Source organism: Solwaraspora sp. WMMA2056 (assembly GCF_030345095.1).
Taxonomy (GTDB): Bacteria; Actinomycetota; Actinomycetes; order Mycobacteriales; family Micromonosporaceae; genus Micromonospora_E.
The window spans coordinates 5,773,855-5,795,619 of sequence record NZ_CP128360.1 but is presented as its reverse complement, the minus strand read 5'-3'; the positions used below and the strand labels follow the sequence as shown (position 1 = coordinate 5,795,619).

General features: G+C 72.2%; 18 protein-coding genes and 1 pseudogene. 13 read left to right on the top strand and 6 right to left on the bottom strand.

Annotated elements, in window-relative coordinates:
* The first annotated feature begins 214 nt into the window (after positions 1–214).
* On the top strand, positions 215–1,093 hold the full coding sequence (locus O7608_RS26210) for a PspA/IM30 family protein (RefSeq protein ID WP_289207104.1): 879 nt from the start codon (positions 215–217) through the stop codon (positions 1,091–1,093).
* Positions 1,094–1,136: 43 nt separating this feature from the next.
* The gene (gene pspM, locus O7608_RS26205) at positions 1,137–1,922 is read left to right on the top strand and encodes a phage shock envelope stress response protein PspM (RefSeq protein WP_289207103.1); all 786 of its coding nucleotides are present in this window, start codon (positions 1,137–1,139) and stop codon (positions 1,920–1,922) included.
* Here the strand turns inward: pspM and O7608_RS26200 are convergent.
* From O7608_RS26200 to O7608_RS26185, 4 genes are all read right to left on the bottom strand, one after another.
* Positions 1,825–2,667 (bottom strand): DNA-formamidopyrimidine glycosylase family protein, encoded by an 843-nt coding sequence (locus O7608_RS26200; RefSeq protein WP_289207102.1) that lies wholly within the window; start codon positions 2,665–2,667, stop codon positions 1,825–1,827. The genes pspM and O7608_RS26200 overlap by 98 nt on opposite strands.
* An 80-nt stretch (positions 2,668–2,747) precedes the next feature.
* The gene (locus O7608_RS26195) at positions 2,748–3,419 is read right to left on the bottom strand and encodes a DUF4142 domain-containing protein (RefSeq protein ID WP_289211041.1); all 672 of its coding nucleotides are present in this window, start codon (positions 3,417–3,419) and stop codon (positions 2,748–2,750) included.
* A gap of 393 nt (positions 3,420–3,812) precedes the next feature.
* Positions 3,813–4,052, bottom strand: a complete 240-nt coding sequence (locus O7608_RS26190; protein ID WP_289207101.1) for a CPCC family cysteine-rich protein — start codon at positions 4,050–4,052, stop codon at positions 3,813–3,815.
* Positions 4,053–4,169: 117 nt separating this feature from the next.
* Positions 4,170–8,807, bottom strand: coding sequence for an ATP-dependent helicase (locus O7608_RS26185; protein WP_289207100.1), 4,638 nt, complete (start codon positions 8,805–8,807; stop codon positions 4,170–4,172).
* Positions 8,808–8,957: 150 nt separating this feature from the next.
* On the opposite strand from O7608_RS26185, the gene O7608_RS26180 reads away from it, so the two are divergent.
* From O7608_RS26180 to O7608_RS26135, 10 genes are all read left to right on the top strand, one after another.
* Positions 8,958–9,266: a hypothetical protein gene (locus O7608_RS26180; protein ID WP_289207099.1), complete on the top strand. Its 309-nt coding sequence runs from the start codon at positions 8,958–8,960 to the stop codon at positions 9,264–9,266.
* 155 nt (positions 9,267–9,421) lie between these two features.
* On the top strand, positions 9,422–9,853 hold the full coding sequence (locus O7608_RS26175) for a hypothetical protein (protein ID WP_289207098.1): 432 nt from the start codon (positions 9,422–9,424) through the stop codon (positions 9,851–9,853).
* Between the two features lie 179 nt (positions 9,854–10,032).
* Entirely contained in the window at positions 10,033–12,969 is a 2,937-nt protein-coding gene (locus O7608_RS26170) for a Na+/H+ antiporter subunit A (RefSeq protein WP_289207097.1), read from the top strand.
* Between the two features lies 1 nt (position 12,970).
* Positions 12,971–13,456, top strand: coding sequence for a Na(+)/H(+) antiporter subunit C (locus O7608_RS26165; protein ID WP_289207096.1), 486 nt, complete (start codon positions 12,971–12,973; stop codon positions 13,454–13,456).
* Positions 13,453–15,174, top strand: coding sequence for a Na+/H+ antiporter subunit D (locus tag O7608_RS26160; protein ID WP_289207095.1), 1,722 nt, complete (start codon positions 13,453–13,455; stop codon positions 15,172–15,174). The genes O7608_RS26165 and O7608_RS26160 overlap by 4 nt, the downstream gene beginning before the upstream one ends.
* Entirely contained in the window at positions 15,171–15,737 is a 567-nt protein-coding gene (locus tag O7608_RS26155) for a Na+/H+ antiporter subunit E (protein ID WP_289207094.1), read from the top strand. Before O7608_RS26160 ends, O7608_RS26155 begins: the two co-directional genes overlap by 4 nt.
* Entirely contained in the window at positions 15,734–16,027 is a 294-nt protein-coding gene (locus tag O7608_RS26150) for an MrpF/PhaF family protein (RefSeq protein ID WP_289207093.1), read from the top strand. The genes O7608_RS26155 and O7608_RS26150 overlap by 4 nt, the downstream gene beginning before the upstream one ends.
* The gene (mnhG, locus tag O7608_RS26145; RefSeq protein ID WP_289207092.1) at positions 16,024–16,383 is read left to right on the top strand and encodes a monovalent cation/H(+) antiporter subunit G; all 360 of its coding nucleotides are present in this window, start codon (positions 16,024–16,026) and stop codon (positions 16,381–16,383) included. The genes O7608_RS26150 and mnhG overlap by 4 nt, the downstream gene beginning before the upstream one ends.
* Positions 16,384–16,511: 128 nt before the next feature.
* Positions 16,512–17,849, top strand: a complete 1,338-nt coding sequence (locus tag O7608_RS26140; protein ID WP_289207091.1) for a hemolysin family protein — start codon at positions 16,512–16,514, stop codon at positions 17,847–17,849.
* Complete coding sequence (locus O7608_RS26135; protein WP_289207090.1) at positions 17,846–18,910, top strand: hemolysin family protein; 1,065 nt, start codon at positions 17,846–17,848, stop codon at positions 18,908–18,910. Before O7608_RS26140 ends, O7608_RS26135 begins: the two co-directional genes overlap by 4 nt.
* Before the next feature lie 21 nt (positions 18,911–18,931).
* Here O7608_RS26135 and leuE read toward each other — a convergent pair whose 3' ends face one another.
* Both leuE and O7608_RS26125 read right to left on the bottom strand, forming a co-directional pair.
* The gene (gene leuE, locus O7608_RS26130) at positions 18,932–19,606 is read right to left on the bottom strand and encodes a leucine efflux protein LeuE (protein ID WP_289207089.1); all 675 of its coding nucleotides are present in this window, start codon (positions 19,604–19,606) and stop codon (positions 18,932–18,934) included.
* Between the two features lie 116 nt (positions 19,607–19,722).
* Positions 19,723–20,349: pseudogene (locus O7608_RS26125) on the bottom strand (pyridoxamine 5'-phosphate oxidase family protein); the annotation flags it as partial.
* Between the two features lie 38 nt (positions 20,350–20,387).
* On the opposite strand from O7608_RS26125, the gene O7608_RS26120 reads away from it, so the two are divergent.
* Positions 20,388–21,755: an aminotransferase class I/II-fold pyridoxal phosphate-dependent enzyme gene (locus O7608_RS26120; RefSeq protein ID WP_289207088.1), complete on the top strand. Its 1,368-nt coding sequence runs from the start codon at positions 20,388–20,390 to the stop codon at positions 21,753–21,755.
* Positions 21,756–21,765 lie beyond the last annotated feature (10 nt).

The following is a 21,765-nucleotide window of genomic DNA, read 5'->3' as shown; positions in this document are numbered from 1 at the left end:
CCGTGCCCGCACGACCCCTTCGGTTGGCCAGGACTGGATCCGGCGCACTAGGGTTGATCCTCTACCGGCGTACCCTGCGGAATTCCCACTGACGCCCCATGACGCGGTGGCGTCGGCCTGGGACGATGGTGAGGGTGCGTCGCACCACTGCCCGGGTCGGGCCCGCCTGAGGTCACCCGACCGTACGCGCCGATATTGAGGGGATACCGCGGAGATGGCGAACCCGTTCGTCAAGGGTTGGCGCTACTTGATGGCGCTGTTCGGCGCCAAGATAGACGAGCATGCCGATCCCAAGGTGCAGATCCAACAGGCGATCGAGGACGCCCAACGACAGCACCAGGCGCTGGTCCAGCAGGCCGCAGCCGTGATCGGCAACCAGCGGCAGCTGGAGATGAAGCTGTCCCGGCAGATGAGCGAGGTCGAGCGGCTGCAGGGGATGGCCCGCCAGGCGCTCGTGCTGGCCGACAAGTCCCGCGCCGAGGGCAACGAGGCCGAGGCCGCCAAGTACGAGCAGACCGCTCAGACGCTCGCCACCCAGCTGGTCTCCGGCGAGCAGTCGATGGAGGATCTCAAGGCCCTGCACGACCAGTCGCTGGCCGCGGCGGCCCAGGCACGCCAGGCGGTGGAGAACAACCAGATGATCCTGCAGCAGAAGCTCGCCGAGCGCACCAAGCTGCTCAGCCAGCTGGAGCAGGCCAAGATGCAGGAGACGGTGGCCGCCTCGCTGGAGTCGATGTCGGCGCTCGCGGCACCGAAGAACACCCCGTCGTTGGACGAGGTGCGCGACAAGATCGAGCAGCGGTACGCCACCGCGATGGGCCGGGCCGAGCTGGCCGGCAACTCGGTCGAGGGACGCATGCTGGAAGTGCAGAAATCCACCCTGGATCTGGCCGGCTCGTCGCGACTGGACCAGATCCGGGCGAGCATGGCCGGCGAGCAGCTCGCCGGGGCCCAGCCCTCCCCGGCGGTCGAGTCCGGCCAGGCACAGGCCGCAGCCGCGGACAGCGCCGGCGTCGCCCGCCTCGACCAGTTGCGTGCCTCGATGGCCAAGGACAAGGACAAGGGCGCCGGTGACGCCAGCGCCGCCAGCTGAGCGCCGGCGGCGCTGACCGGCCGGCCGGCGGGAGGAGCAACCGGTGGCAGATCCACGTACCCGCTACTTTCGCAACCTGCGCCGGTTCCGTCGGTCCGCGCGGCGGTGGAGCGTGCTCGCCGGTGGCTTCGGCGGCGCGACGGCGGTTCTCCTGCCACTCGGCGGCGTGAGCGCCGTCGACGCCATCTGGGCGGCCGCGGCCGGTGCGAGCACCGCGCTGGCCGCGTGGCGGTGGTCGGATCTGCGGGCGCTCACCGCGCAGCCACCGCCACCGGAGGCCGACCCGGCCATCGCCGGGCGGCAGGCCCGGCAACGGCTGGTCGCCGCCGTGGAGCGCAACCCGCTCGGGCGGGCCGCGGTCGGTGAGGTACGCCGCCAGCAGGCGTTGCTCGCCCTGCGTGGCACCGCCGCCGCTGAACCCTGGTCCCGGCTGGATCGCGCGGCGGGGACCCTCGGCGAGCTGACACCACGGCTGACCGGTCCGGCCGAGTCGGTTCAGCTGGAGGCGGCCGTGGCCGAGCGGTCCCTGCGCGACCTCGTCTACCGGGTGGCGAGCGTGGAGAAGGCGTTGCGGCTGGCCCCGACCGACGCCACGCTCGTCAACTCCCACCAGGTGCTCGTCGAGCAGATGCAGGCCGGGATCGTCGCCTACGAGGGCATGGTCGCGGCAGCGGCCGGCTACGTCGCCGAGGACGGCCGGGCGATCGGTGAGCACCCGTCGGTGCACCGGCTCACCGAGGCGAGTGATCTGCTCCGGGGGGTCGCCGCCGGTTTGGCGGAGCTGCGGCGCCACGCCGGTCCGGTTGACAGTTCGGGCACCAGTAGCTGACCCGACCGGCGAGCTCGGCCCGTCGTACCGCCGTACCGCAGCGGCGGCACGGCTGGTGCGCGCGCCCGTACACGTATGTGCCCGCCGCCGGTAGGCCGGTGATGCTGCGACGGGGCCGGCCCCGGTTCGCCCGCAGCAGCCGGTGTGCCAGGTCGACCAGCGCCGGCAGGTCCGGCACCGCACCCACCGGTGTCCACGGCGCGACGCCGCGCAGGAACAGCACCTCACAGGCGTACACGTTGCCGATGCCCGCCAGGTTGCGCTGGTCGAGCAGGGCCTCGGCGACGGTGATCTCGGGGTGGGCGGCCAGCCGCCGTACCGCCTCCGCCGGATCCCAGTCCGCGCCGAGCAGGTCCGGGCCGAGCGTGCCGGTCAGCCGCGCTTCCTGCCGCGTCGGTACGATCGTCAGCTCGTGCAGGTGGTATCCGACCGCGACCACCGTCGCGGTCCGCAGCACCACCCGGATCAGCTGGGCGGGGCCGCCGGTCCAGCGGGCGCCGCTGCGGTAGACCCGCCAGCTGCCGTCCATCCGCAGGTGGGAGTGGAGTGTGTAACGCCGGTCGTCCGGCGCGGCGAGGCGTAGCAGCAGGTGCTTGCCACGGCTGGCGCAGTCGTGCACCAGCCAGCCGGACAGGTCGGTCGTCGCCAGCTGCGGGACCCGCAGGTCGCTGCCGGTGAGCCGCTGCCCGGCCAGCGCCTGCCGCAACCGCTCGGCGGTGTTCCAGACCGTGTCGCCTTCGGGCACGATCCCATCCTGCCCGATCCGGGCGTGACACGACGCGGGGGTGGCGGATACCCTCCGCCACCCCCGCGTCGTGTCACGCGTCAGTATCGTCGTCGGAAGACCGCCCAGGTCGCACCGGTGCCGAGCACCAGCGCGGCACCCAGGATCACCCAGACGGCGGTCGAGTTGATGCCGGTGCCCAGCTCGGCGTTTGCCGCGACCGCCGCGAACAGGCTGTCGTCCGGCGGGGCGGGCATCGCCACCGGCGGCAACTCGCCGTAGCGGACCAGGCCGGTGCTCTCCAGCAGCGTCATGTGGGTCTGGACGAAGCCGTTGGCGTCCTGCGCGAGCTGCCGGACGACGTCGTTGCGGGTGCTGGCCCGGACCGCACCGATGACCGGGAAGATGTTGCCGTGCGCGGCGCGGAGCCGCTCGACGAAGATCCGGTCGAACCGGGCCCCGGTCGCCACCTTCATCTCGTCCACCCAGCCCTGCTGGGTCGGCGTGGGGTCGGTGGGCAGTTCAACACCGAGTTTGTTGGCGGCCTCGACGGCCAGCAGGTCCAGCTCGATGTGCTGCTTGGCGATCTCGGCGCCCACTTCACGGACGCGCTGCGTGCTGCCCTTCTCGGCTGCCAGCTGCCCGGCGGGGATCTCCCACAGCCCGGCCAGCCGGACTCCGTTGAGCAGCGCGATGTCGGCGGCGCCGAGCTGGGTCGCTCCGGACTGTTGGGCAACCGCGACGCCCGGCAGCGCGAGCAGTCCGGCGACCATGCCCACCAGGACTACTGTCAGTCGGCGTGGAGTGGATGCCGCAGATCGTGCCCGGGCCATAGTTTCTCAACCTCCGAGTGAAGCCATAGAGGAGTATGTGAACGATCAGAACCGTATGTCGAATGCCTCTGACCCGTCAATGCTCTCAGCATGAATATTGCTGGATCTGCGCCACATTTAATCGCTTCCTGTGGCTAATTTGACTCAACTCACAGGCATCGTCCGTTCGGATGATCCCGACGGTTCAAGCGCCAGGTCAGGGAGTTGCTCACAGACTGCAAATTCTGGCGTGAACCGCGTCGTGGCGCGCAGCGTGTGTTGCGCCGGGGTAACGATGTGCCGACGGTAGCAGAATGTCGGCACATTGTTGACCCTGTGAAACGGCGAAATTCACTACGGGTACTCGTCGGGTCGGGGAGACCGGACGATGTCGGCGTAGCGCTGGTGGCTCGCGCCGTAGATCGCGAAGTTGAGCCGTGCCAGGGACAGGCTCAGATCGCCGTTCGGCCCGCCACGCACCACCTCGGCGTCCTGGTCGCCCTGGCCGTCGTCGGTCCAGAAGCAGACAGGGCAGGTGGTGCATCCGGTCCGGTAACCACAGCAGGGACATCTGTCGACGGAGTGCGGGCCCACCCGGTAAGCCTTCCACAGGAGCGTTTCAGACCTGCGATTGCGGTCGGTTGACTCCGTTGTGGTCGATCGGCATCCCTCGGACGCTGCCCAAACATGGGCGGGCCGAGAAACCCACCCTCAGCCGCGCAGGCGCAGGCCACGCGGGGTGACCCGGAATCCGGCGGCGGCCAGCGCGGGATGCAGCGGCGAATCCCGGACCGGTTCGCCGTCGGCACGCTCGACCGAGATGGCACCGAGCGCGCCGGAGGTCACCGTGGCGGCCAGCGCCCGAGCCGCCACGGCCAGCCGCTGCCCGTCGTCGGTGAAGCGCAACAGGCTACGGCCGCCGCGTTCGACGTAGAGCACCAGTTCGCCGCCGACGAGCACCACCACGGCGCCGGCCTTGCGCGCCGGCCGGTGCCCGTCCTGTTCGCCCGGCCGCTGCGGCCACGGCAGTGCGGCACCGTACGGGCTCGCGGGATCGGTCGCCGCCAGCACCATCGGGTCGCCGTCCGGGCGGTCCGCTGCCGGTCCGGACAACTCCCGCAGCCGCTCGACCGCGCCGGGCAGGGCGAACTGGGCGGCGCCGAGCCCGTCGACGAAGTAGCCCCGGCGGGCCGCCCCGCGTTCCTCCAGAGCGGACAGCACCGGATATACGGCGGCGAAGCCGCCCGGGGTGCCCTCGCCGGCCACCGCGCCACGGGTCAGCACGCCGTACCGCTCCAGGAGGACGTCGGCGAGCGCCGCCGCCCGCCGCGTCGGGTCCGGGTCCCGGTCCGGCAGACGCGACCAGCGGCCCGCGAGTGTCGGTGCCGCCGGGCGCACCGCGAACCCTCGACCCGGCCGGCGGGACCTGGTCCGGGGCGGCTGACCGGCGCGGGACCGGTGCGCTCCGCCGGGGCCCAGCACGGCGCGCAGCGCCGCCAAGGTGTCGTTGGTCAGCCAGCCCGCCCAGACCAGGTCCCACAGCGCCGATTCGATCGTGCCCGGGTCGTACCGGTGTCCGGCCACACCACCGCCCGGCACGTCGGTGGCCGTCGGTCCGTCGCCAGCTGCGTCGGTGGCCGTCGGTCCGTCGACAGGGGCGGCCGCGGCGACCCGGTCGGCGAGTTGCCGGAAGAACAGCGCCTGCCCGTCGGCGAGGGCGTCGAGCAGGGCCGTGTGGACCGGGGTCATGGTCAGTGCCGCCTCCGGGGGCGGCAACACCAGCGCGGCGGTCTCGGCGAAGACCAGCCTCACCCAACCGTCGTTGGCACCGATCGCGCCCGCACCGGCCCACTGGACCTCGCCGCTGGCGCAGAGCTCGTCCAGATACGACGATGTGTAGTCGGGCACCCGGGCCGGCAGCACCAGGCGTTCCAACGCTGAGGCCGGTACGGCCACCCCCTGCAACTGTTCGATCACCGCCGCCACGGCGTCGACCCCCCGCCCGGTGCCGGCGACCTGCTGCCACCGGGGCAGGAACCGGGCCAGCGTCGCCGCCGGAACCGGCTCGATCTCCCGACGCAGGGCCGCCAACGACCGGCGCCGTAGCATCCGCAGGACCTCGGCGTCGCACCACTGCGGCCCGGACAGGTCCATCGTGAACTCACCGGCGACGACCTGGCCGGCCGCGGCCAACCGGCGCAGCGTCTGCTCGACGACCCAGCGGCCCAGCCCGAACCGTTGGGCGCACTGTGTCGCGTCGAACGGGCCCCGGGTCCGCGCGTAACGCCGGACGAGGTCATCGAGCGGGTCGTCGACCGGGGCGAGGTGGGCCTCGGCGAGGCCGACCGGCAACGCGACGCCGAGGGCGTCGCGCAGCCGCGCCGCGTCCTCGACCAGGATCCAGCGCTGTTCGCCGGCGACCCGTACCTCGATCGCGCGTCGGCTCCGGACGAGCTCCGTCAGCCAGGCCGGATCCACCTGCCGCTCGCGCAGCTGCGCCTCGGACAGGTCGCCCAGTACGCGCAACATCTCCGCCAGGTCCTCGGCGTCGCGGACCCGGCGGTGTCCGTCGAGCCATCGCAGCTGACGGTGGGTCTCGGCGAGCACCGCCGGATCGAGCAGCTCCCGCAGCTCGACCCGGCCGAGCAGCTCGCCGAGCAGCGTCGCGTCGAGGCTCAACGCGGCGACCCGGCGCTCGGCCAACGGCAGATCGCCTTCGTAGAGGAACGCGCCGACGTATCCGAACAGCAACGACCGGGCGAACGGTGAGGGCCGGGCGGTCTCGACCTCGACGAGTCGCAGTCGACGGGTCGTCAGGTCGGCCATCAGCCCGGTCACGGCCGACATGTCGAACACGTCCTGTAGACATTCCCGGGCGGCTTCGAGGGTGACCGGGAAATCGGGAAACTCCCGGGCGACGTCGAGCAGTTGAGCGGCGCGTTGCCGCTGCTGCCACAGGGGCTGCCGGCGACGCGGATCCCGGCGGGGCAGCAGCAGTGACCGGGCGGCGCATTCCCGGAACCGTGCGGCGAACAGCGCGGACCCGCCGACGGACTCCTCGACGAGCGGGCCGATCTCGTCGGCGTCGAAGACGACAAGATCGGCACCGGGCGGTGTGTCGACCATGTCGGGCAACCGGACGACGATGCCGTCGTCGGCGGGCAGCACCTGGGCGTCGACGCCGTACCGTTCGCTGATCCGCCGACCGATGGCCATCGCCCAGGGGCCGTTGACCTGGGCGCCGAGGACGCTGTGCACCACCAGCCGCCAGTCGCCGAGCTCGTCACGGAACCGCTCGACGAGAATGGTCCGGTCGTCCGGCAACACCCGGGTGGCGTCACGTTGCTCGGCGAGGTATCGCAGCAGGTTGTCGGTGGCCCAGTCGTCCAGCCCGGTGGTGCCCAGCGCGGCGCGCGCGGTCGGGGCGTCCAGCCGACCCAGCTCGCGCAGCCGGGCACCGAGCGCGCGGCCCAGCTCCACCGGCCGCCCCGGCTGGTCGCCCTTCCAGAACGGCATCCGGGCGGGTTGGCCTGGTGCGGGGGTGACCAGCACCCGGTCCGCAGTGATCTCCTCGATCCGCCAGGAAGTGGCGCCGAGCAGGAACACGTCGCCGACCCGTGACTCGTAGACCATCTCCTCGTCGAGCTCACCGACCCTGGTGGTCTGGGCGGCACCGGCCAGGAAGACCCCGAACAGTCCCCGGTCGGGGATGGTGCCGCCGCTGGTCACCGCCAGCCGCTGGGCGCCCGGTCGACCGGTCAGCAGGTCACTGTGGCGGTCCCAGACGAGTCGGGGCCGCAGCTCGGCGAAGGCGGTCGACGGGTACCGGCCGGAGAGCATGTCGAGCACCGCGTGCAGCGCCGAGTCGGGTAGTTCGGCGTACGGGGCCGCCCGGCGGACCAGTGTGGCGAGCTCGTCGAGCCGCCACGGGTCGACCGCGACCATCGCGACGACGTGCTGGGCGAGCACGTCCAGTGGGTTACGGGGGAACCGCAGCTGTTCGATCTCACCGTCGGCCATCCGCTGTGTGACGACCGTGCAGGCAAGCAGGTCACCCCGGTGTTTCGGCAGCACCACGCCCTCCGACAGTGCGCCGACCTGGTGCCCGGCCCGGCCGACCCGTTGCAGACCGGCGGCGACGCTCGGCGGTGCCTCGATCTGCACGACCAGGTCGACCGCGCCCATGTCGATGCCGAGCTCGAGACTGGAGGTGGCGATCACCGCCGGGAGCCGGCCGGACTTGAGCGCCTCCTCGATCTGCAGCCGCTCCGAGCGCGAGACGCTGCCGTGGTGGGCACGGGCGATCACCGGCGGCGCGCCACGGGCGGCGTCGGACTGGGCCATGATCTCCGCCGGCATCCGGGTGCTCCGCTGCGCCGCCGTGACCCCGGCGGTGGGTGCCGTCGGCTGGTCGGCGGGAGCCTGCGCCGCTGCCCGGTCGGCGGCGAGCTCGTTGAGGCGGGCGCAGAGCCGCTCCGACGAGCGGCGCGAGTTGGTGAACACGATGGTGGAGCGGTGGCGCAGGATCAGGTCGAGGACCCGTTCCTCGACGGCGGGCCAGATGGACCGGCTGGTACGGCCCGGCGCGTCGTCGTCACCGTCGGGCTGCTCGTCGAGGTGGGCCAGATCGGGCACCGGGACCTGGACGCTGACGTCGATGAGTTTCGTGGTGGGTGGGGCGACCACCCGGACCGGATGCCGGCCGCCGAGGAACTGGGCGGTCTCCTCGACCGGCCGTACGGTGGCCGACAGCCCGATCCGTTGGGCCGGCGCGGCGAGCAGCGCGTCCAGCCGTTCCAGTGACAGCGCCAGATGCGCGCCGCGTTTGGTGCCGACGACGGCGTGCACCTCGTCGACGATGACCGTCTGCACGCCGCGCAACGATTCCCGGGCGGCCGAGGTCAGCAGCAGGAACAGCGACTCCGGGGTGGTGATGAGGATGTCCGGTGGCGCTTTGCCGAAGGCACGACGCTGCTCCGCCGGGGTGTCGCCGGTGCGTACCCCGACGGTGACCGCCGGCGCGGGCAGACCGAGCCGGGCCGTGGCCTGCCCGATGCCGACCAACGGGGTACGTAGGTTGCGGTCGACGTCGACGGCGAGGGCCTTGAGCGGGCTGAGGTAGAGCACCCGGCAACGGTGCCGGGGATCGGCCGGCGGGGGCGTCCGTAGCAGTTGGTCCAACGACCAGAGGAAGGCGGCGAGGGTCTTGCCGGACCCGGTCGGTGCGACGACGAGAGCGTGCTGGCCGTCGCTGATCGCCTCCCAGGCGCCCTGCTGGGCGGCTGTCGGTGCCGCGAAGGCGCTGCCGAACCACTCCCGGGTGGCGGCACCGAACCGCTGCAGGACCATCGCCTCATCCTGCCTGCTGGATCTGACAGTTCAGCACCCGAGACCACCATAGGGCGAAAAAACATGGTGAAGTCGGCACACCGGACTTGCCCGACTTAGTAGTTATGCAGTAACTTTCGGTCATCATCCGGTCTGCTGAGGAGTACCCCCATGCCCGTCGTCGAGCGCGGCCTGCACCACGACACCGAGGTGCTGCTCCGTCGGGTGGACGGGCTCGCCGCCCTGCTGCGGCTGCGGCATCCCGGCCCGGACGCCGCGATGGTGGAGCCCGTCGTCGAGGCGCTTGGTGCGTTGGTGGTGAACAGCGCCTCGGCGAGTGCGGCGGACCGGGCAAGGGTCCGGGCGACGGTGCACTACTACATGGTGCTGGCCGGTCGCGGCGGCCTGTTGCAGATCCCGGCCGTCGCCGCCGTGCGCCCCACTCCGTCGGTCGCGCCCGGACCAGCCATCATGGACTGAGTAGCGGTCCGTCCGGTGCCCGCCACGCGTCGGTAACCGCGATGTAACTGCCCAACCACGTAGGATGGCTTACCATCCAGGTCCCGACGGTCGGGGGCCGGTGACCGTGGGCCGGTAGGGTAGCGGGGACGACAACTGCGTGGAGGGGGGCGACGATGGTGCGAATCCGCCGCCTGTCATGCCCCCGCTGGGTCGCCATCGCGCTGCTCTTCCTGCTGACCGGTACCGCCGTGCATGGTGCCGGTTCGGTGGCCGTACCCGCCGTTGCCATCGCCGCCGGTCCGGCCTCCATCGGTGCCGCCCTGCTGCACCAGACGATCTCGCCCGGTGGGCGCAGCGGAGCCGACGACGCCGCCACTGAGCGCGACGACCGGCAACACGTCGACGACCGCCCCCGGTCCGCTGGCGGCGACCAGGCCGGGCTGGCCCCGGCGCTCGCCGCGGACTGGCCGTCCGGGCCGGAGACCGGCGCGGGGTGCGTCCATCGCCGCTCCAGCGACCACGTCACCCGGGGCACCCACCGGTGCAACGGCAGCCGGGCACCACCCGGCCGACCCCAGCCTGACCTGGCCACTACCTCGAGCTGACCCGGCCGGCACCGCTCGGTGTCCGACTCACCGACACCGCACCCTCGCAGGGCAGGCCGGACAGCTTGCGCGTCGCATGGTGGCGACACGCCGTCCGGCGCCTTCCGCCGCGCCAACCATGCGAATCTGTCAACGGACCCGGGCCGACGGCCCGCGACGACACCTACCTGGAGCCCTGTGTGCTGGTCCTGCTGATCGTCCATCTCGTGACCGCGCTGATCGCGCCGCTTCTGGTCCGCTGGTGGGGTCCGCGTGCCTGCTACCTGGTGGCCGCCGCGCCGGGTGCGGCGTTCGTCTGGGCACTGGCCAACACCTCGGCGGTACGCGATGACGGCCCGATCGAGGAAACCTACCCCTGGGTCCCGCAGTTGGGGCTCGACCTTGCCCTGCGTACCGGCACCCTGTCCTGGCTGATGGTGCTGCTCGTCGGTGGGGTCGGCGCCCTGGTGCTCATCTACTGCGCCCGCTACTTCACCACCGACGAGCCCGGGCTCGGCCGCTTCACCGCGGTCTTCGTCGGCTTCGCCGGAGCCATGCTCGGCCTGGTCATCGCCGACGACCTGATTCTGCTCTACGTCTTCTGGGAACTGACCACGGTCTTCTCCTACCTGCTCATCGGCCACCACCCGGAGAAACGGGCCAGCCGTCGGGCGGCCGCCCAGGCGCTGATCGTGACCACCCTCGGCGGACTCGCCATGCTGATCGGGTTCATCATGCTCGGGGAGCAGGCCGGGACGTACCGCTGGTCGCAGATCGTCGAGAGCACGCCGCCGTCCGGCGGCTACCTGGCGGCCGCGCTGGTGCTGATCCTGGTCGGCGCGCTGTCCAAGTCGGCCATCTTCCCGTTCAGTTTCTGGCTGCCGGCCGCCATGGCGGCCCCGACGCCGGTCAGCGCCTACCTGCACGCCGCTGCCATGGTCAAGGCCGGCGTCTACCTCGTGGCGCTGCTGTCCCCGGTGTATGCGGCGAACCCCTGGTGGTACTGGCTGATCGTCGTCACCGGCACCGCGACGATGCTGGTGGGTGGCTGGGCGGCGCTGCGCCAGACCGATCTGAAACTGCTCCTGGCCTACGGCACCGTGAGCCAGCTCGGCCTGCTGATGGTGGTCGCCGGTGCCGGCGACCGTGATCCGGCACTGGCCGGAATCACCATGCTGCTCGCCCACGCCCTGTTCAAGGCCACCCTGTTCCTGGTCGTCGGGATCGTCGACAAGTGTGCCGGCACCCGGGACCTGACCGAGCTGAGCGGGCTGGGTCGGCGGATGCCGCTCGTCGCCGTCGCCGCCGTGCTGGCCGCCGCCTCGATGGCCGGGGTGCCACCGCTGCTCGGCTTCGTCGGCAAGGAAGCAGTGCTGGCGGCGTTCGCCCCGGATCCGCTGGTCCTGGCGCTGATCGTGCTCGGCGCGGTGCTCACCACCGCGTACAGCGCGCGGTTCGTCTGGGGTGCGTTCGCCAGCAAACCCGGCCAGGAACCGACGGCGAGCACACCGGTCGGGGCGACCTTCGTCGTCCCGGTCGGCGTCCTCGCCCTGACCGGTCTCGCCCTCGGCCCGCTGGCCGCCACCGTCGACGAGATCCTCGCGCCGTACGCCGGCCTGTTCGGACCGGGCGACTACCACCTGGCGTTGTGGCACGGGTTCACCCCCGCTCTGGGGCTGTCCCTGGTCGCGCTCGCCGCCGGCGCGGTGCTGTTCGTGCTGCGCGACCGGGTCGCGACCATCCAGCGGCGGCTGCGCGCCCCCACCGACGGGTCCACCGTGTACGCCCAGTCCACCCACGGACTGGACCGGCTCTCGGTCGAGGTCACCGGTGCCACCCAGCGGGGTTCGCTGCCGCAGTACCTCAGCATCATCCTGCTGGTCCTGGTGGCCGTGCCCGGCGGAGCGCTGCTGGTCAACCGCCCGTGGCTGGAACAGTGGCGGTGGTACGACACGCCGGTGCAGGTCGCGGTCGCGGCCGTGATGGTCGTCGCCGCGATCGCGACGGTACGCGCGCAGCGTCGACTCAAGGCGGTGATCCTCGCCGGTGTCACCGGGTACGGCACCGCGCTGATGTTCGTCCTGCACGGCGCGCCGGACCTGGCGCTGACCCAGTTCCTGGTGGAGACCATCACCATCGTCGTGTTCGTGCTGGTGCTGCGCCGGCTGCCGATCTACTTCTCGGAACGACCGCTACGGTCGAGCCGCTACGCCCGGATCGCGCTCGGGGTGGCCGTCGGCGCGGTGATGGCCGGGATGGCGGCGGCGGCGGTCAGCGGCCGGGAGGCCGCACCGATCTCGGACGCCTTCCCGGAGCAGGCCGTCGAGTACGGCGGTGGGCGCAACGTGGTCAACGTGACGCTGGTGGACATCCGCGCCTGGGACACCATGGGCGAGATCTCCGTACTGGTCGTGGCCGCCACCGGCGTGGCAAGCCTGGTATTCCTACGGCCCCGTACCGGTCCGGGCCCCCGGCGGGCCAGTGTCGAGGCCCCGGCCGGCGGGCCGGGCCCCCGGCCGGCCGGCGGAGCCGAGCCATCGACGGGCGGACCACCGGCGCGGTCCCGGCGGGCACGCATCTGGTTGCGCGGCGGCGCCACCCAGGCGCCCCGTGGCCGGTCGATCATCTTCGAGGTGATCACCAGGCTGCTGTTCCACGCGGTCCTGGTCTACTCGATCTTCCTGCTCTTCTCCGGGCACAACGCACCCGGCGGCGGCTTCGCCGGCGGACTGGTGGCCGGCCTCGCCCTCGCCGTGCGGTATCTCGCCGGCGGACGGTACGAGCTCAACGAGGCCGCCCCGGTCGACGCCGGTCTGGTCCTCGGGGTCGGGTTGTTCCTCGCCGTCGGTGCCGGGCTCAGCCCGATCCTGGTCGGCGGCGACGTCCTGCAGAGCGCCATCGTCGATCTGCACGTGCCGGTCATCGGCAAGGTGCACCTGGTGACGTCGCTCTTCTTCGACGTCGGCGTCTACCTGATCGTGGTCGGCCTGGTCCTGGACATCCTGCGCAGCCTGGGTGCCGAGGTCGACCGCCAGATCGCCCGGTCGGCCGAACCGGACGTCGACGTCGACGACACGCCCACGAACGAGATCACCGACGGTGTCGGCGACCCCGAGCCGGTCGGATCGAGGAGCTGACATGACACCCAACCTCGTACTCGTCCTCGTCGTCGGGGTGCTCTTCGCCGCCGGGGTCACGTTGCTGCTGGAACGCAGCCTCACCCGGGTGGTGCTCGGGGTGATCCTGCTCGGCAACGGTGCCAACCTGCTGATCCTGCTGGGCGGCCGGGCCGGCGGCGCGCCGATCGCCGAGGTCACCCCGCAGGAGGAGATGAGCGATCCGCTGCCCCAGGCGCTCATCCTCACCGCCATCGTGATCACCCTCGGACTCACCGCCTTCCTGCTCGCCATGGCGTACCGCAGTTGGCTGCTCTTCGGCCACGACGAGGTACAGGACGACCTGGAGGACCGCCAGATCATGCAGCGGGCCGTCGCCGACCAGGGCCCGAACGCCGACGACGACGCCGAGGACGACGAGGACGACGACACCGACCCGATCGACGCGATCAGCGCGCCACGCCAGTCCCCGGCCCGCGCCGGCGATCTCGAAGGGAGCGGCAAGTGACGTTTCTGGTGCCCCTGCCGGTGATCCTGCCGCTGCTCGGTGCGGGGATTACCCTGGTGCTGGCCCGGCACCCGCGGGCGCAGCGGACCACCAGCGTCGCGGTCCTCACCGTCACCTTCGGGGTGGCCCTGGCCCTGCTGGTCACCGCGCACCTGCACGGTCCACAGGTGGTCCTGGTGGGCGGCTGGCCGGCGCCGTTGGGTATCGCGCTGGTCGCCGACCAGCTCGCCGCGCTGATGCTGGTCGTCTCCACCGCCGTCACGCTGTGCGTGCTGCTCTACTCCATCGGCGAGGGTCGGGCCGACGGCCGGGAGAGCACCCCGGTGGCCATCTACCACCCCACGTACCTGATCCTGACCGCCGGGGTGACCAACGCCTTCCTCTCCGGCGACCTGTTCAACCTGTACGTCGGCTTCGAGATCCTGCTCGGGGCCAGCTACGTACTGCTGACCCTCGGCGGCACGGAGGTACGGATCCGGGCCGGCACGACGTACGTGGTGGTCAGCATCCTGTCGTCGGTGATCTTCCTGACCGCGATCGGGCTGATCTACGCCGCCACCGGTACGGTGAACCTCGCCCAGCTGGCCGCGCGACTCGACGGCCTGCCCGACGATCTGCGGCTGGTGCTGCAGCTGATGCTGCTGCTGGCGTTCGGCATCAAGGCCGCGGTGTTCCCGCTGTCGGCCTGGCTGCCGGACAGCTACCCGACGGCGCCGGCGCCGGTCACCGCCGTCTTCGCCGGCCTGCTGACCAAGGTCGGCGTGTACGCGATCATCCGTACCGAGACCCTGTTGTTCCCCGGCGGACGCACCCGGGACATGCTGCTGGTGGTCGCCCTGTTGACGATGGTGGTCGGCATCCTGGGTGCGGTCGCCCAGTCCGACATCAAGCGACTGTTGTCGTTCACCCTGGTCAGCCACATCGGCTACATGCTGTTCGGGGTGGCACTCGGCACCGCCGCCGGGCTGGCCGCGGCGATCTTCTACGTGGTGCACCACATCACCATCCAGACCACCCTGTTCCTGGCGACCGGACTGGTGGAACGCCGGGGTGGCAGCACCAACCTGGAACGTCTCGGCGGGCTCGCCCGCGCGGCACCGCTGCTCGCCGTACTGTTCTTCCTGCCGGCATTGAACCTGGCCGGGATTCCGCCGTTCTCCGGGTTCCTCGGCAAACTGGGTCTGCTGCAGGCCGGCGTCGCTGACGGCGGCCCGTTGGCCTGGGCGCTGGTCGCCGGCGGCACGGTGACCAGCCTGCTCACCCTGTACGCGGTGACCCGGGTGTGGAATCTGGCGTTCTGGCGCAAGCCGGCGCCGGACGCCGTGTCCGGTGACGCCCAGTCCGAGGCCGAACCGCTCCCGGGCAGGGCCTGGCGGCAGGACGCGTCGACGGGCTCCCGGCCGGTCGTCGCGGGCGGCCCGACCGCCGCGCCGACGGGTACGTCGACCGTCGCGTCATCGGGTACCGCGACCGCCGCGCCGGTCGCGGTCCGGGTGCCGTCGACCGATTCGGACTCCACGCCGCTGGCGGCGGGCGGTCCCGGGGCGGTGGAGCCGATGCCTCCGCTGCTGGTCGGCGCGACGACCGCCCTGGTCGTCCTCGGGCTGGCGCTGACGGTGCTGGCCGGGCCGCTGTTCCAGATCAGCACCGAAGCGGCGGCCAACCTGGTCGACCGCACCCCGTACGTCGAAGCGGTATTCCCGCAGGGAGCCCCATGAGTCCCGTCACCAAGGCCGCCCGGTGGCGCAGCCAACTGATCGCCGTCGCCGCACTGGTGGCGCTCTGGAACCTGTTCTACGGTGACCTGTCGGTCGGCAACCTGATCGGCGGCACCCTGGTCGCGCTGGTGGTGATCACGGTGTTCCCGTTGCCGCCGGTGGCCTTCGAAGGGCGGGTCCGGCCGCTGGCCGTACTGCGCTTCCTCGGTCGGTTCCTGATCGACCTGTTGGTGGCCAGCGCCCAGGTGGCCTGGACCGCCGTCAGGTTCGGGCACGTGCCGCGCAGCGCGGTGATCGCGGTCCGGTTGCGGGTCCGCACGGATCTGAACCTGACGCTGACGGCGGAGGCGCTGTCGCTGGTGCCCGGCAGCCTGGTCGCCGAGGCCGACCCGGCCAGCGGCACGCTCTACGTCCACGTACTCGACGTGCGTGACGTGCGCGACGTCGAACGGGCCCGGGAGAAGGTGCTCGCGTTGGAAGCCCGGATCGTGCGCGCGGTCGGCTCGGCCGACGAGGTCCGCCAACTCGACCTGCCGGCACCGGCGAGAGGAGAGGTCGCATGAGCGCGGTCGCCGTCGTGGTCGCCGTCGCGTTGGGTACGGCGGCCCTGCTGGCCGTCGGCCGGATCATCCGTGGCCCGTCCCTGCTGGACCGGGTCGTGGCCGCCGAGGTACTGATCGCGATCATCGTCGGTGGCATCGCCGCCGAGGCCGCCATCAACCAGCACGCCACCACCCTGCCGGTGCTGGTGGTGTTGTCGCTGCTCGGCTTCGTCGGCACGGTGAGCATCGTCCGGTTCGTGGCGGCCCGCTCGGCGGCGGTCGCGGCGGCCGAGCGTCGGGAGGAACAGTGACCGCTGTCGTGACCGTACTGTCCGGGGTGTTCCTGATCGGGGGCGCGCTGCTCAGCGTGGCGGCTGCCATCGGTCTGCTGCGGTTTCCCGACGTCGCGTCGCGGATGCACGCCGCGACCAAGCCTCAGGTGCTGGGTCTGCTGCTGATGCTCTCCGGCCTGGCGCTGCGGTTGTCCAGCGGTACGGAGCTGGCCACCCTGGTGTTGGTGGCGGTCTTCCAGATGATGACCGCGCCGGTGGCTGCCCACATCATCTGCCGGGCCGCCTACCGGGCCGACCTGATGCGCCGGGATCTGCTGATCGTCGACGAGGCGGCCGGGATCCGCGACGAGACGCCGGGCCGTCAGCCCAGCTGAACCAGGTCGATTCAGCTATATAATCCCGCCATGACCGACGCTCCTGCCCAGGAGGGCAGCAGTAGCGAGCCGGGTGAGACCCGGCTGCCGTTGTCCCCGTCGCCGGTCGGCGGAGCGCTGAGTCGCCTGTGCTGATCGCTTTCGGTCTGTTGCTGATCGTCGTGTTGACCGTGGCGACGGGCTACTTCGTCGCTCAGGAGTTCGGGTACGTCGCCGTCGACCGGGGCCGGCTGCGGACCCTGGCCGACCAGGGTGACCAGGCGGCGGCCCGGGCGCTGCGGGTGACCAGCCGGCTGTCGTTCATGCTCTCCGGTGCCCAGCTGGGCATCACGGTGACCGCCCTGCTGGTCGGCTACGTGGCCGAGCCGTACCTCGGTGCCGGCCTGTCCGAGCTGCTCGGTGGGGTCGGCGTACCGGCGGCTGCCAGCCTGACCCTGTCCATCGCCCTCGCACTGGTCATCTCCACGGTGGTGCAGATGGTCCTCGGTGAGCTGGCGCCGAAGAATCTCGCTCTGGCCCGCGCCGAATCGCTGGCCCGGGCACTGAGCCGGTCGACGTTGATCTACCTCGCGGTCGCCGGGCCGCTGATCCGGATGTTCGACATCGCCGCCAACCGGCTGCTGCGCCGGGTCGGCATCGACCCGATCGAGGAACTGCCCAGCGGTGCCACCGCCGAGGACCTCGGCCAGATCATCGCCGAGTCACGCCAGGAGGGGCACCTCGACTCGGCGATGTCGACACTGCTCGACCGGGGGCTGCACTTCCGGCAGCTCACCGCCGGGGAGGCGATGGTGCCCCGGGTCGACGTGCACACCGTACGGGTCGACGCCCCGGTCACCGACCTGGTCGAGCTGCTGGCCACCGGCCATTCCCGGTTCCCCGTGCACGGCTCCGACGGCGTCGACGACGTCGTCGGGATCGCCAGCATCGCCGACGTGCTCACCGTCGCGCCGCCCGAGCGCGCGAGCACCACGGTCGCCGCCGTGATGGTCCCGCCGCTGCTGGTGCCGGAGACCCTGCCGCTGCCCGCCGTGCTGGACCGGCTGCGCAAGGGCCACCGGCAGCTGGCCTGCGTGGTCGACGAGTACGGCGGGTTCGCCGGGGTGATCAGCCTGGAGGACATCGCCGAGGAGCTGGTCGGCCCGATCCGCGACGAGGACGACCCGGAGGAGCCCACGCCGACCCGGCAGGCCGACGGGTCCTGGCTGGTGCCGGCCCGGTGGCGCATCGACGAGGTCGCCGACACCACCGGCATCGGTCTGCCGACCGCCCCGGAGTACGACACCCTCTCGGGTCTGGTGATGCGGGAGCTGGGCCGGGTGCCCGAGGTCGGTGACCGGATCTCGATCGACCTCGACGAGGCGACCGCCGGCAACGGTCACCGGGCCGGCCAGCGCGCTGTGCTGCACGTGCTGACCGTGGACCGGCACGTCCCGGACTCGGTCCGGGTGGAGGTGATCGGATGAGCACCGGCTGGGCGTTGCTGACCTCCGTACTGCTGCTGGCGCTGAACGGGTTCTTCGTGGCCGCCGAGTTCGCGTTGGTGGCCAGCAAGCGGTACCGGCTGGAGCAGGCGGCGGCGACCGGGTCGCGGGCGGCGCGGGCCGCCGTCGACGGCTCCCGGGAGCTGTCGTTGATGCTCGCCGGGGCCCAGCTCGGCATCACGGTCTGCACCCTCGGGCTGGGGGCGCTGGCCGAGCCGGCGGTCGAGCGGCTGGTCGCGCCCTGGCTGGAGGCGGCCGGCCTGCCGTACGCCGCCAGTCACCTGATCGCGTTCCTGTTCGCCCTGGCGCTGGTGGTCTTCCTGCACCTGGTGGTGGGGGAGATGGCCCCGAAGTCGTGGGCGATCACCCATCCCGAGCGGTCGGCGTTGCTGCTGGCCCTGCCGTTCCGGGCCTTCGCCCGGGTCTCCCGGCCGATCCTGTTCGGATTGAACGCGATCGCCAACGCCGTACTGCGGGTGTTCCGGGTCGAGCCGCAGGACCAGCTGGCCCAGGTGCACGGCCCGGAGGAGCTGCGGATCCTGCTGGAGCAGTCCCGCGAACACGGGCTGCTCCCGCCCGACCAGCATGAACTGCTGGCGAAGATGCTCCAGCTGGAGCGGATCACGGTGCGCGACGTGATGCAGCCGGTGGAGCAGGTCGTCGCCGTGGCCCGCACGGACTCCGCAGATCAGGTCGAGTCGGCGTCGCGGGGCAGCGGGCGGTCCCGGCTGGTCGTCGCCGGCGACGCCGGTGACCTGATCGGCATCGTGCACGTACGGGACGCGGTGCTGGCCAACGCCGGCGGTGGGGCCGCGACGGCGGAGACCCTGATGAGCCGGCCGTTCACCTTGCCGGCGACCGCCACGGTGACCGAGGCCGTCGCCGCGATGCGCGCCGACCAGGTCCAGCTGGCGTTGGTCACCAACGGTGCGGGCGCCGACCGGCCGGTCGGGTTCGTGGCGTTGGAGGACCTGTTGGAGGAGGTCATCGGCGAGTTCGACGACGAGACGGACACCGCCGCCCGGGGGCGTCGGCTGCGCTGAACCCGCCGGCACCGTGGGTCGTCAGGCCGCGCCGGCGCTGGCGGTGGCGAGTTTGACGCCGAAACCGAGGAAGAGCGCGCCGATGCCGCTGGTGACGGCGGCGGCGAGCCGGCGTCGCTGGCGGAACTGCATCGCCAGGTACGTGCCGGTGAAGATCAGCACGGTCAGGTAGACCACGCTGAACAGTTGTGCGATCAGGCCGAGCAGCAGGAACGACAGCGCCGGGTACGGGTAGGCCGGGTCGACGAACTGGATGAAGAACGACACGAAGAACAGGATCGCCTTCGGGTTGAGCAGGCTGATCACGGTCGCCCGGCGGAACGGGTGCCGGACCGCGGCCGGCTCGGCGGCGTCCACCAGTCGGGGCGCCTGCGGGTCGTCGCGTCGACGCCACCGTCGCCAGGCCCCCCGCAGCATCGTGAATCCGACGTACGTGAGGTATCCCGCCCCCGCGTACTTGATCACCGTGAAGAGGGTCGGGTGGGTCTTGAGCAGCGAGGCGACCCCGGCGGCGGAGAGCACCATCAGCACCGTGTCACCGAGGAACACACCCCCGGCGGCCCGGTAGCCGTAGCGTACGCCCCGACGTGCGGCGGTGGAGAGAACGAACAGCGAGTTCGGTCCCGGCAGCAGGATGATCGCCACGGTACCGAGGACGTAGGTCCAGATGTCGGTGATGCCCAGCACGCCGGCCATCCTCGTCTACCGCCGGGCTCCGGGGCGAGCGGTTTTGTCGCTGGTCACGGTGTGTCCTGCGGCACGGTGGGCGGTTCAGCGGCCGGGACGGCGGCCGGCTCGGGCGCGACGCCGGGCAGGTACGCCGGGGTCGGGCCGGTGACCCCGGGCGCCGGCTGCGCCGGGTCGGCGACGGTACGCAGCGGCACCACCCCGGCCCAGTAGGGCAGTGCCAGGTCGGCCGGGTCGTCGATCGGCGCGCCGCTGCGCGACTTCACCGACACCTCGTCGAGGCCGACGGCGAGGACCGCCGTCTCGGCGAGTTCCTTGCGACTCGGCGGTCGGGCGTCGGCGCTGCGACCGGGACCGACCTTGTCGACCAGGGCGTCGAGCGCCCGGCGCTTGTCGTCGGGGTCGGTGACCAGCCGGGCGGTGCCGTGCACCACCACGGACCGGTAGTTGGCGCTGTGGTGGAACTGGGACCGGGCGTAGACCAGCCCGTCGAGCAGGGTGACCGCCACGCAGACCGCCAGCCCGTCGGGCCCTCGGGCGGCGAGCAGCGGCGTGCTACCGGTGGATCCGTGCAGGTAGAGCGTTTCGTCGACGCGGACGTGCAGGGTGGGCAGGGCGCGTGGCGCGCCGTCGACGACGAACGTCAGGCAGCAGTGGTACGCCTCGTCCAGGATCCGGTGGGCGGCGTGGCGTTCATAGCTGATCCGGTCGCGGTCGCGGGCTGCCGTGGTGCGGGCGGTACGGGGGTACATCGGCTGCTCCGATTTCGTACTAGTACAATCTTCAGACTGTGGCAGTACGTTATCAGCCGAGCGGATCCACCGCCATCGAGATCGCCGCCAGCGTCGAAGCGGGCGTACGTACCGGCGAACTTGCCGCCGGCGACCCGCTGCCGGCGGTCCGGAGCCTGGCCGCCGCGCTCGGGGTCAGCCCCGCCACGGTCGCCCGGGCGTACCAGACACTGCGGCACCGCGGCATCGTCGACGCCGCCGGTCGCCGCGGCACCCGGATCCGGCCCCGGCCGCCGGTCGCCGGACCCCGGTCCGCCCCACGACCCGGCCCACCACCCGGCGGGCTCGACCTGTCCACCGGCGAACCCGACCGCCGACTGCTGCCCGGCCTCGCCGGACCGCTGGCCGAGGTGGCCCGGAAACTGGCCGGCGACGGTGCCACCGCCGGCTACGCCGACGCCGGCGTACTCCCCGAAGTCACCGCGCTGGCCACCGAGCGCCTCGCCGAGGTCGGCCTGCCGCCCGGAGCCCTCACCCTCACCAGCGGTGCCCTCGACGGCCTGGAACGCCTCCTGACCAGCCACCTGCGGCCGGGCGACCGGGTGGCGGTGGAGGACCCCGGCTGGGCGGACCTGCTCGACCTGGTCGCCGCCCTCGGCCTCACCGCGGTGCCGATGCCGGTCGACGACTCCGGCCCGACCGACGCCGGCCTGCGTCAGGCACTGACCGCCGGCGCGGCCGCCGTCGTGGTCACCACCCGCGCCCAGAACCCGACCGGCGCGGTCCTCGGCCCGCACCGGGCGGCGGCTCTGCGCGCCACCCTGCGGTCCGGCCCGGACGTCCTGCTCATCGAGGACGACCACGCCGCCGAGCTCTCCGACGCCGCGCCGCAGGTGCTGGCCGGGGCCAGCCGGCGGTGGGCCTTCCTCCGCTCGGCCAGCAAACCGTACGGGCCAGACCTGCGGGTGGCGGTGCTCGCTGGCGACGAGGCCACCGTCGGCCGGGTCGTCGGCCGGGCCCGCATCGGCGCCGGCTGGGTCTCCACCGTGCTGCAGCGGCTGCTCGCCGAGCTGTGGCGCGACCGCGAGGTCGCCGCGACGGTGGCGGCGGCCGGTACGGCGTACCGGCACCGCCGGCAAACACTGCGCGCCACGCTGACCCGGCTCGGCGTCGCCAGCCACGGCGACAGCGGGTTGAACGTGTGGATCCCCGTCCCCGACGAGCTGCACGCCGTCACCACCCTGCACGCCGCCGGCTACTGCGTCTCCCCGGGTTCGCGGCACCGGCTGCGCAGCGCGCCCGGCATCCGGGTCACGGTCAGCAGCCTCGACGACCCGGCCGTCCCCGCACTGGCGGCCGCGATCGCACAGGCGGCCACAGTCGGGCAGGTCCGTACACCGGCGCACAGGCCGGGTGTCGGGCGGTGAGGTCGGAGCG

Excerpts from the sequence above, each read along its gene's own strand:
- O7608_RS26195 (WP_289211041.1), bottom strand. The coding sequence starts at position 3,419 with ATGGTCGCCGGACTGCTCGCGCTGCCGGGCGTCGCGGTTGCCCAACAG.
- O7608_RS26135 (WP_289207090.1), top strand. The coding sequence starts at position 17,846 with ATGAGCACCGGCTGGGCGTTGCTGACCTCCGTACTGCTGCTGGCGCTG.
- leuE (WP_289207089.1), bottom strand. The coding sequence starts at position 19,606 with ATGGCCGGCGTGCTGGGCATCACCGACATCTGGACCTACGTCCTCGGT.
- O7608_RS26155 (WP_289207094.1), top strand. The coding sequence starts at position 15,171 with ATGAGTCCCGTCACCAAGGCCGCCCGGTGGCGCAGCCAACTGATCGCC.
- O7608_RS26150 (WP_289207093.1), top strand. The coding sequence starts at position 15,734 with ATGAGCGCGGTCGCCGTCGTGGTCGCCGTCGCGTTGGGTACGGCGGCC.
- O7608_RS26165 (WP_289207096.1), top strand. The coding sequence starts at position 12,971 with ATGACACCCAACCTCGTACTCGTCCTCGTCGTCGGGGTGCTCTTCGCC.
- O7608_RS26180 (WP_289207099.1), top strand. The coding sequence starts at position 8,958 with ATGCCCGTCGTCGAGCGCGGCCTGCACCACGACACCGAGGTGCTGCTC.
- O7608_RS26210 (WP_289207104.1), top strand. The coding sequence starts at position 215 with ATGGCGAACCCGTTCGTCAAGGGTTGGCGCTACTTGATGGCGCTGTTC.
- O7608_RS26185 (WP_289207100.1), bottom strand. The coding sequence starts at position 8,807 with ATGGTCCTGCAGCGGTTCGGTGCCGCCACCCGGGAGTGGTTCGGCAGC.
- O7608_RS26175 (WP_289207098.1), top strand. The coding sequence starts at position 9,422 with ATGGTGCGAATCCGCCGCCTGTCATGCCCCCGCTGGGTCGCCATCGCG.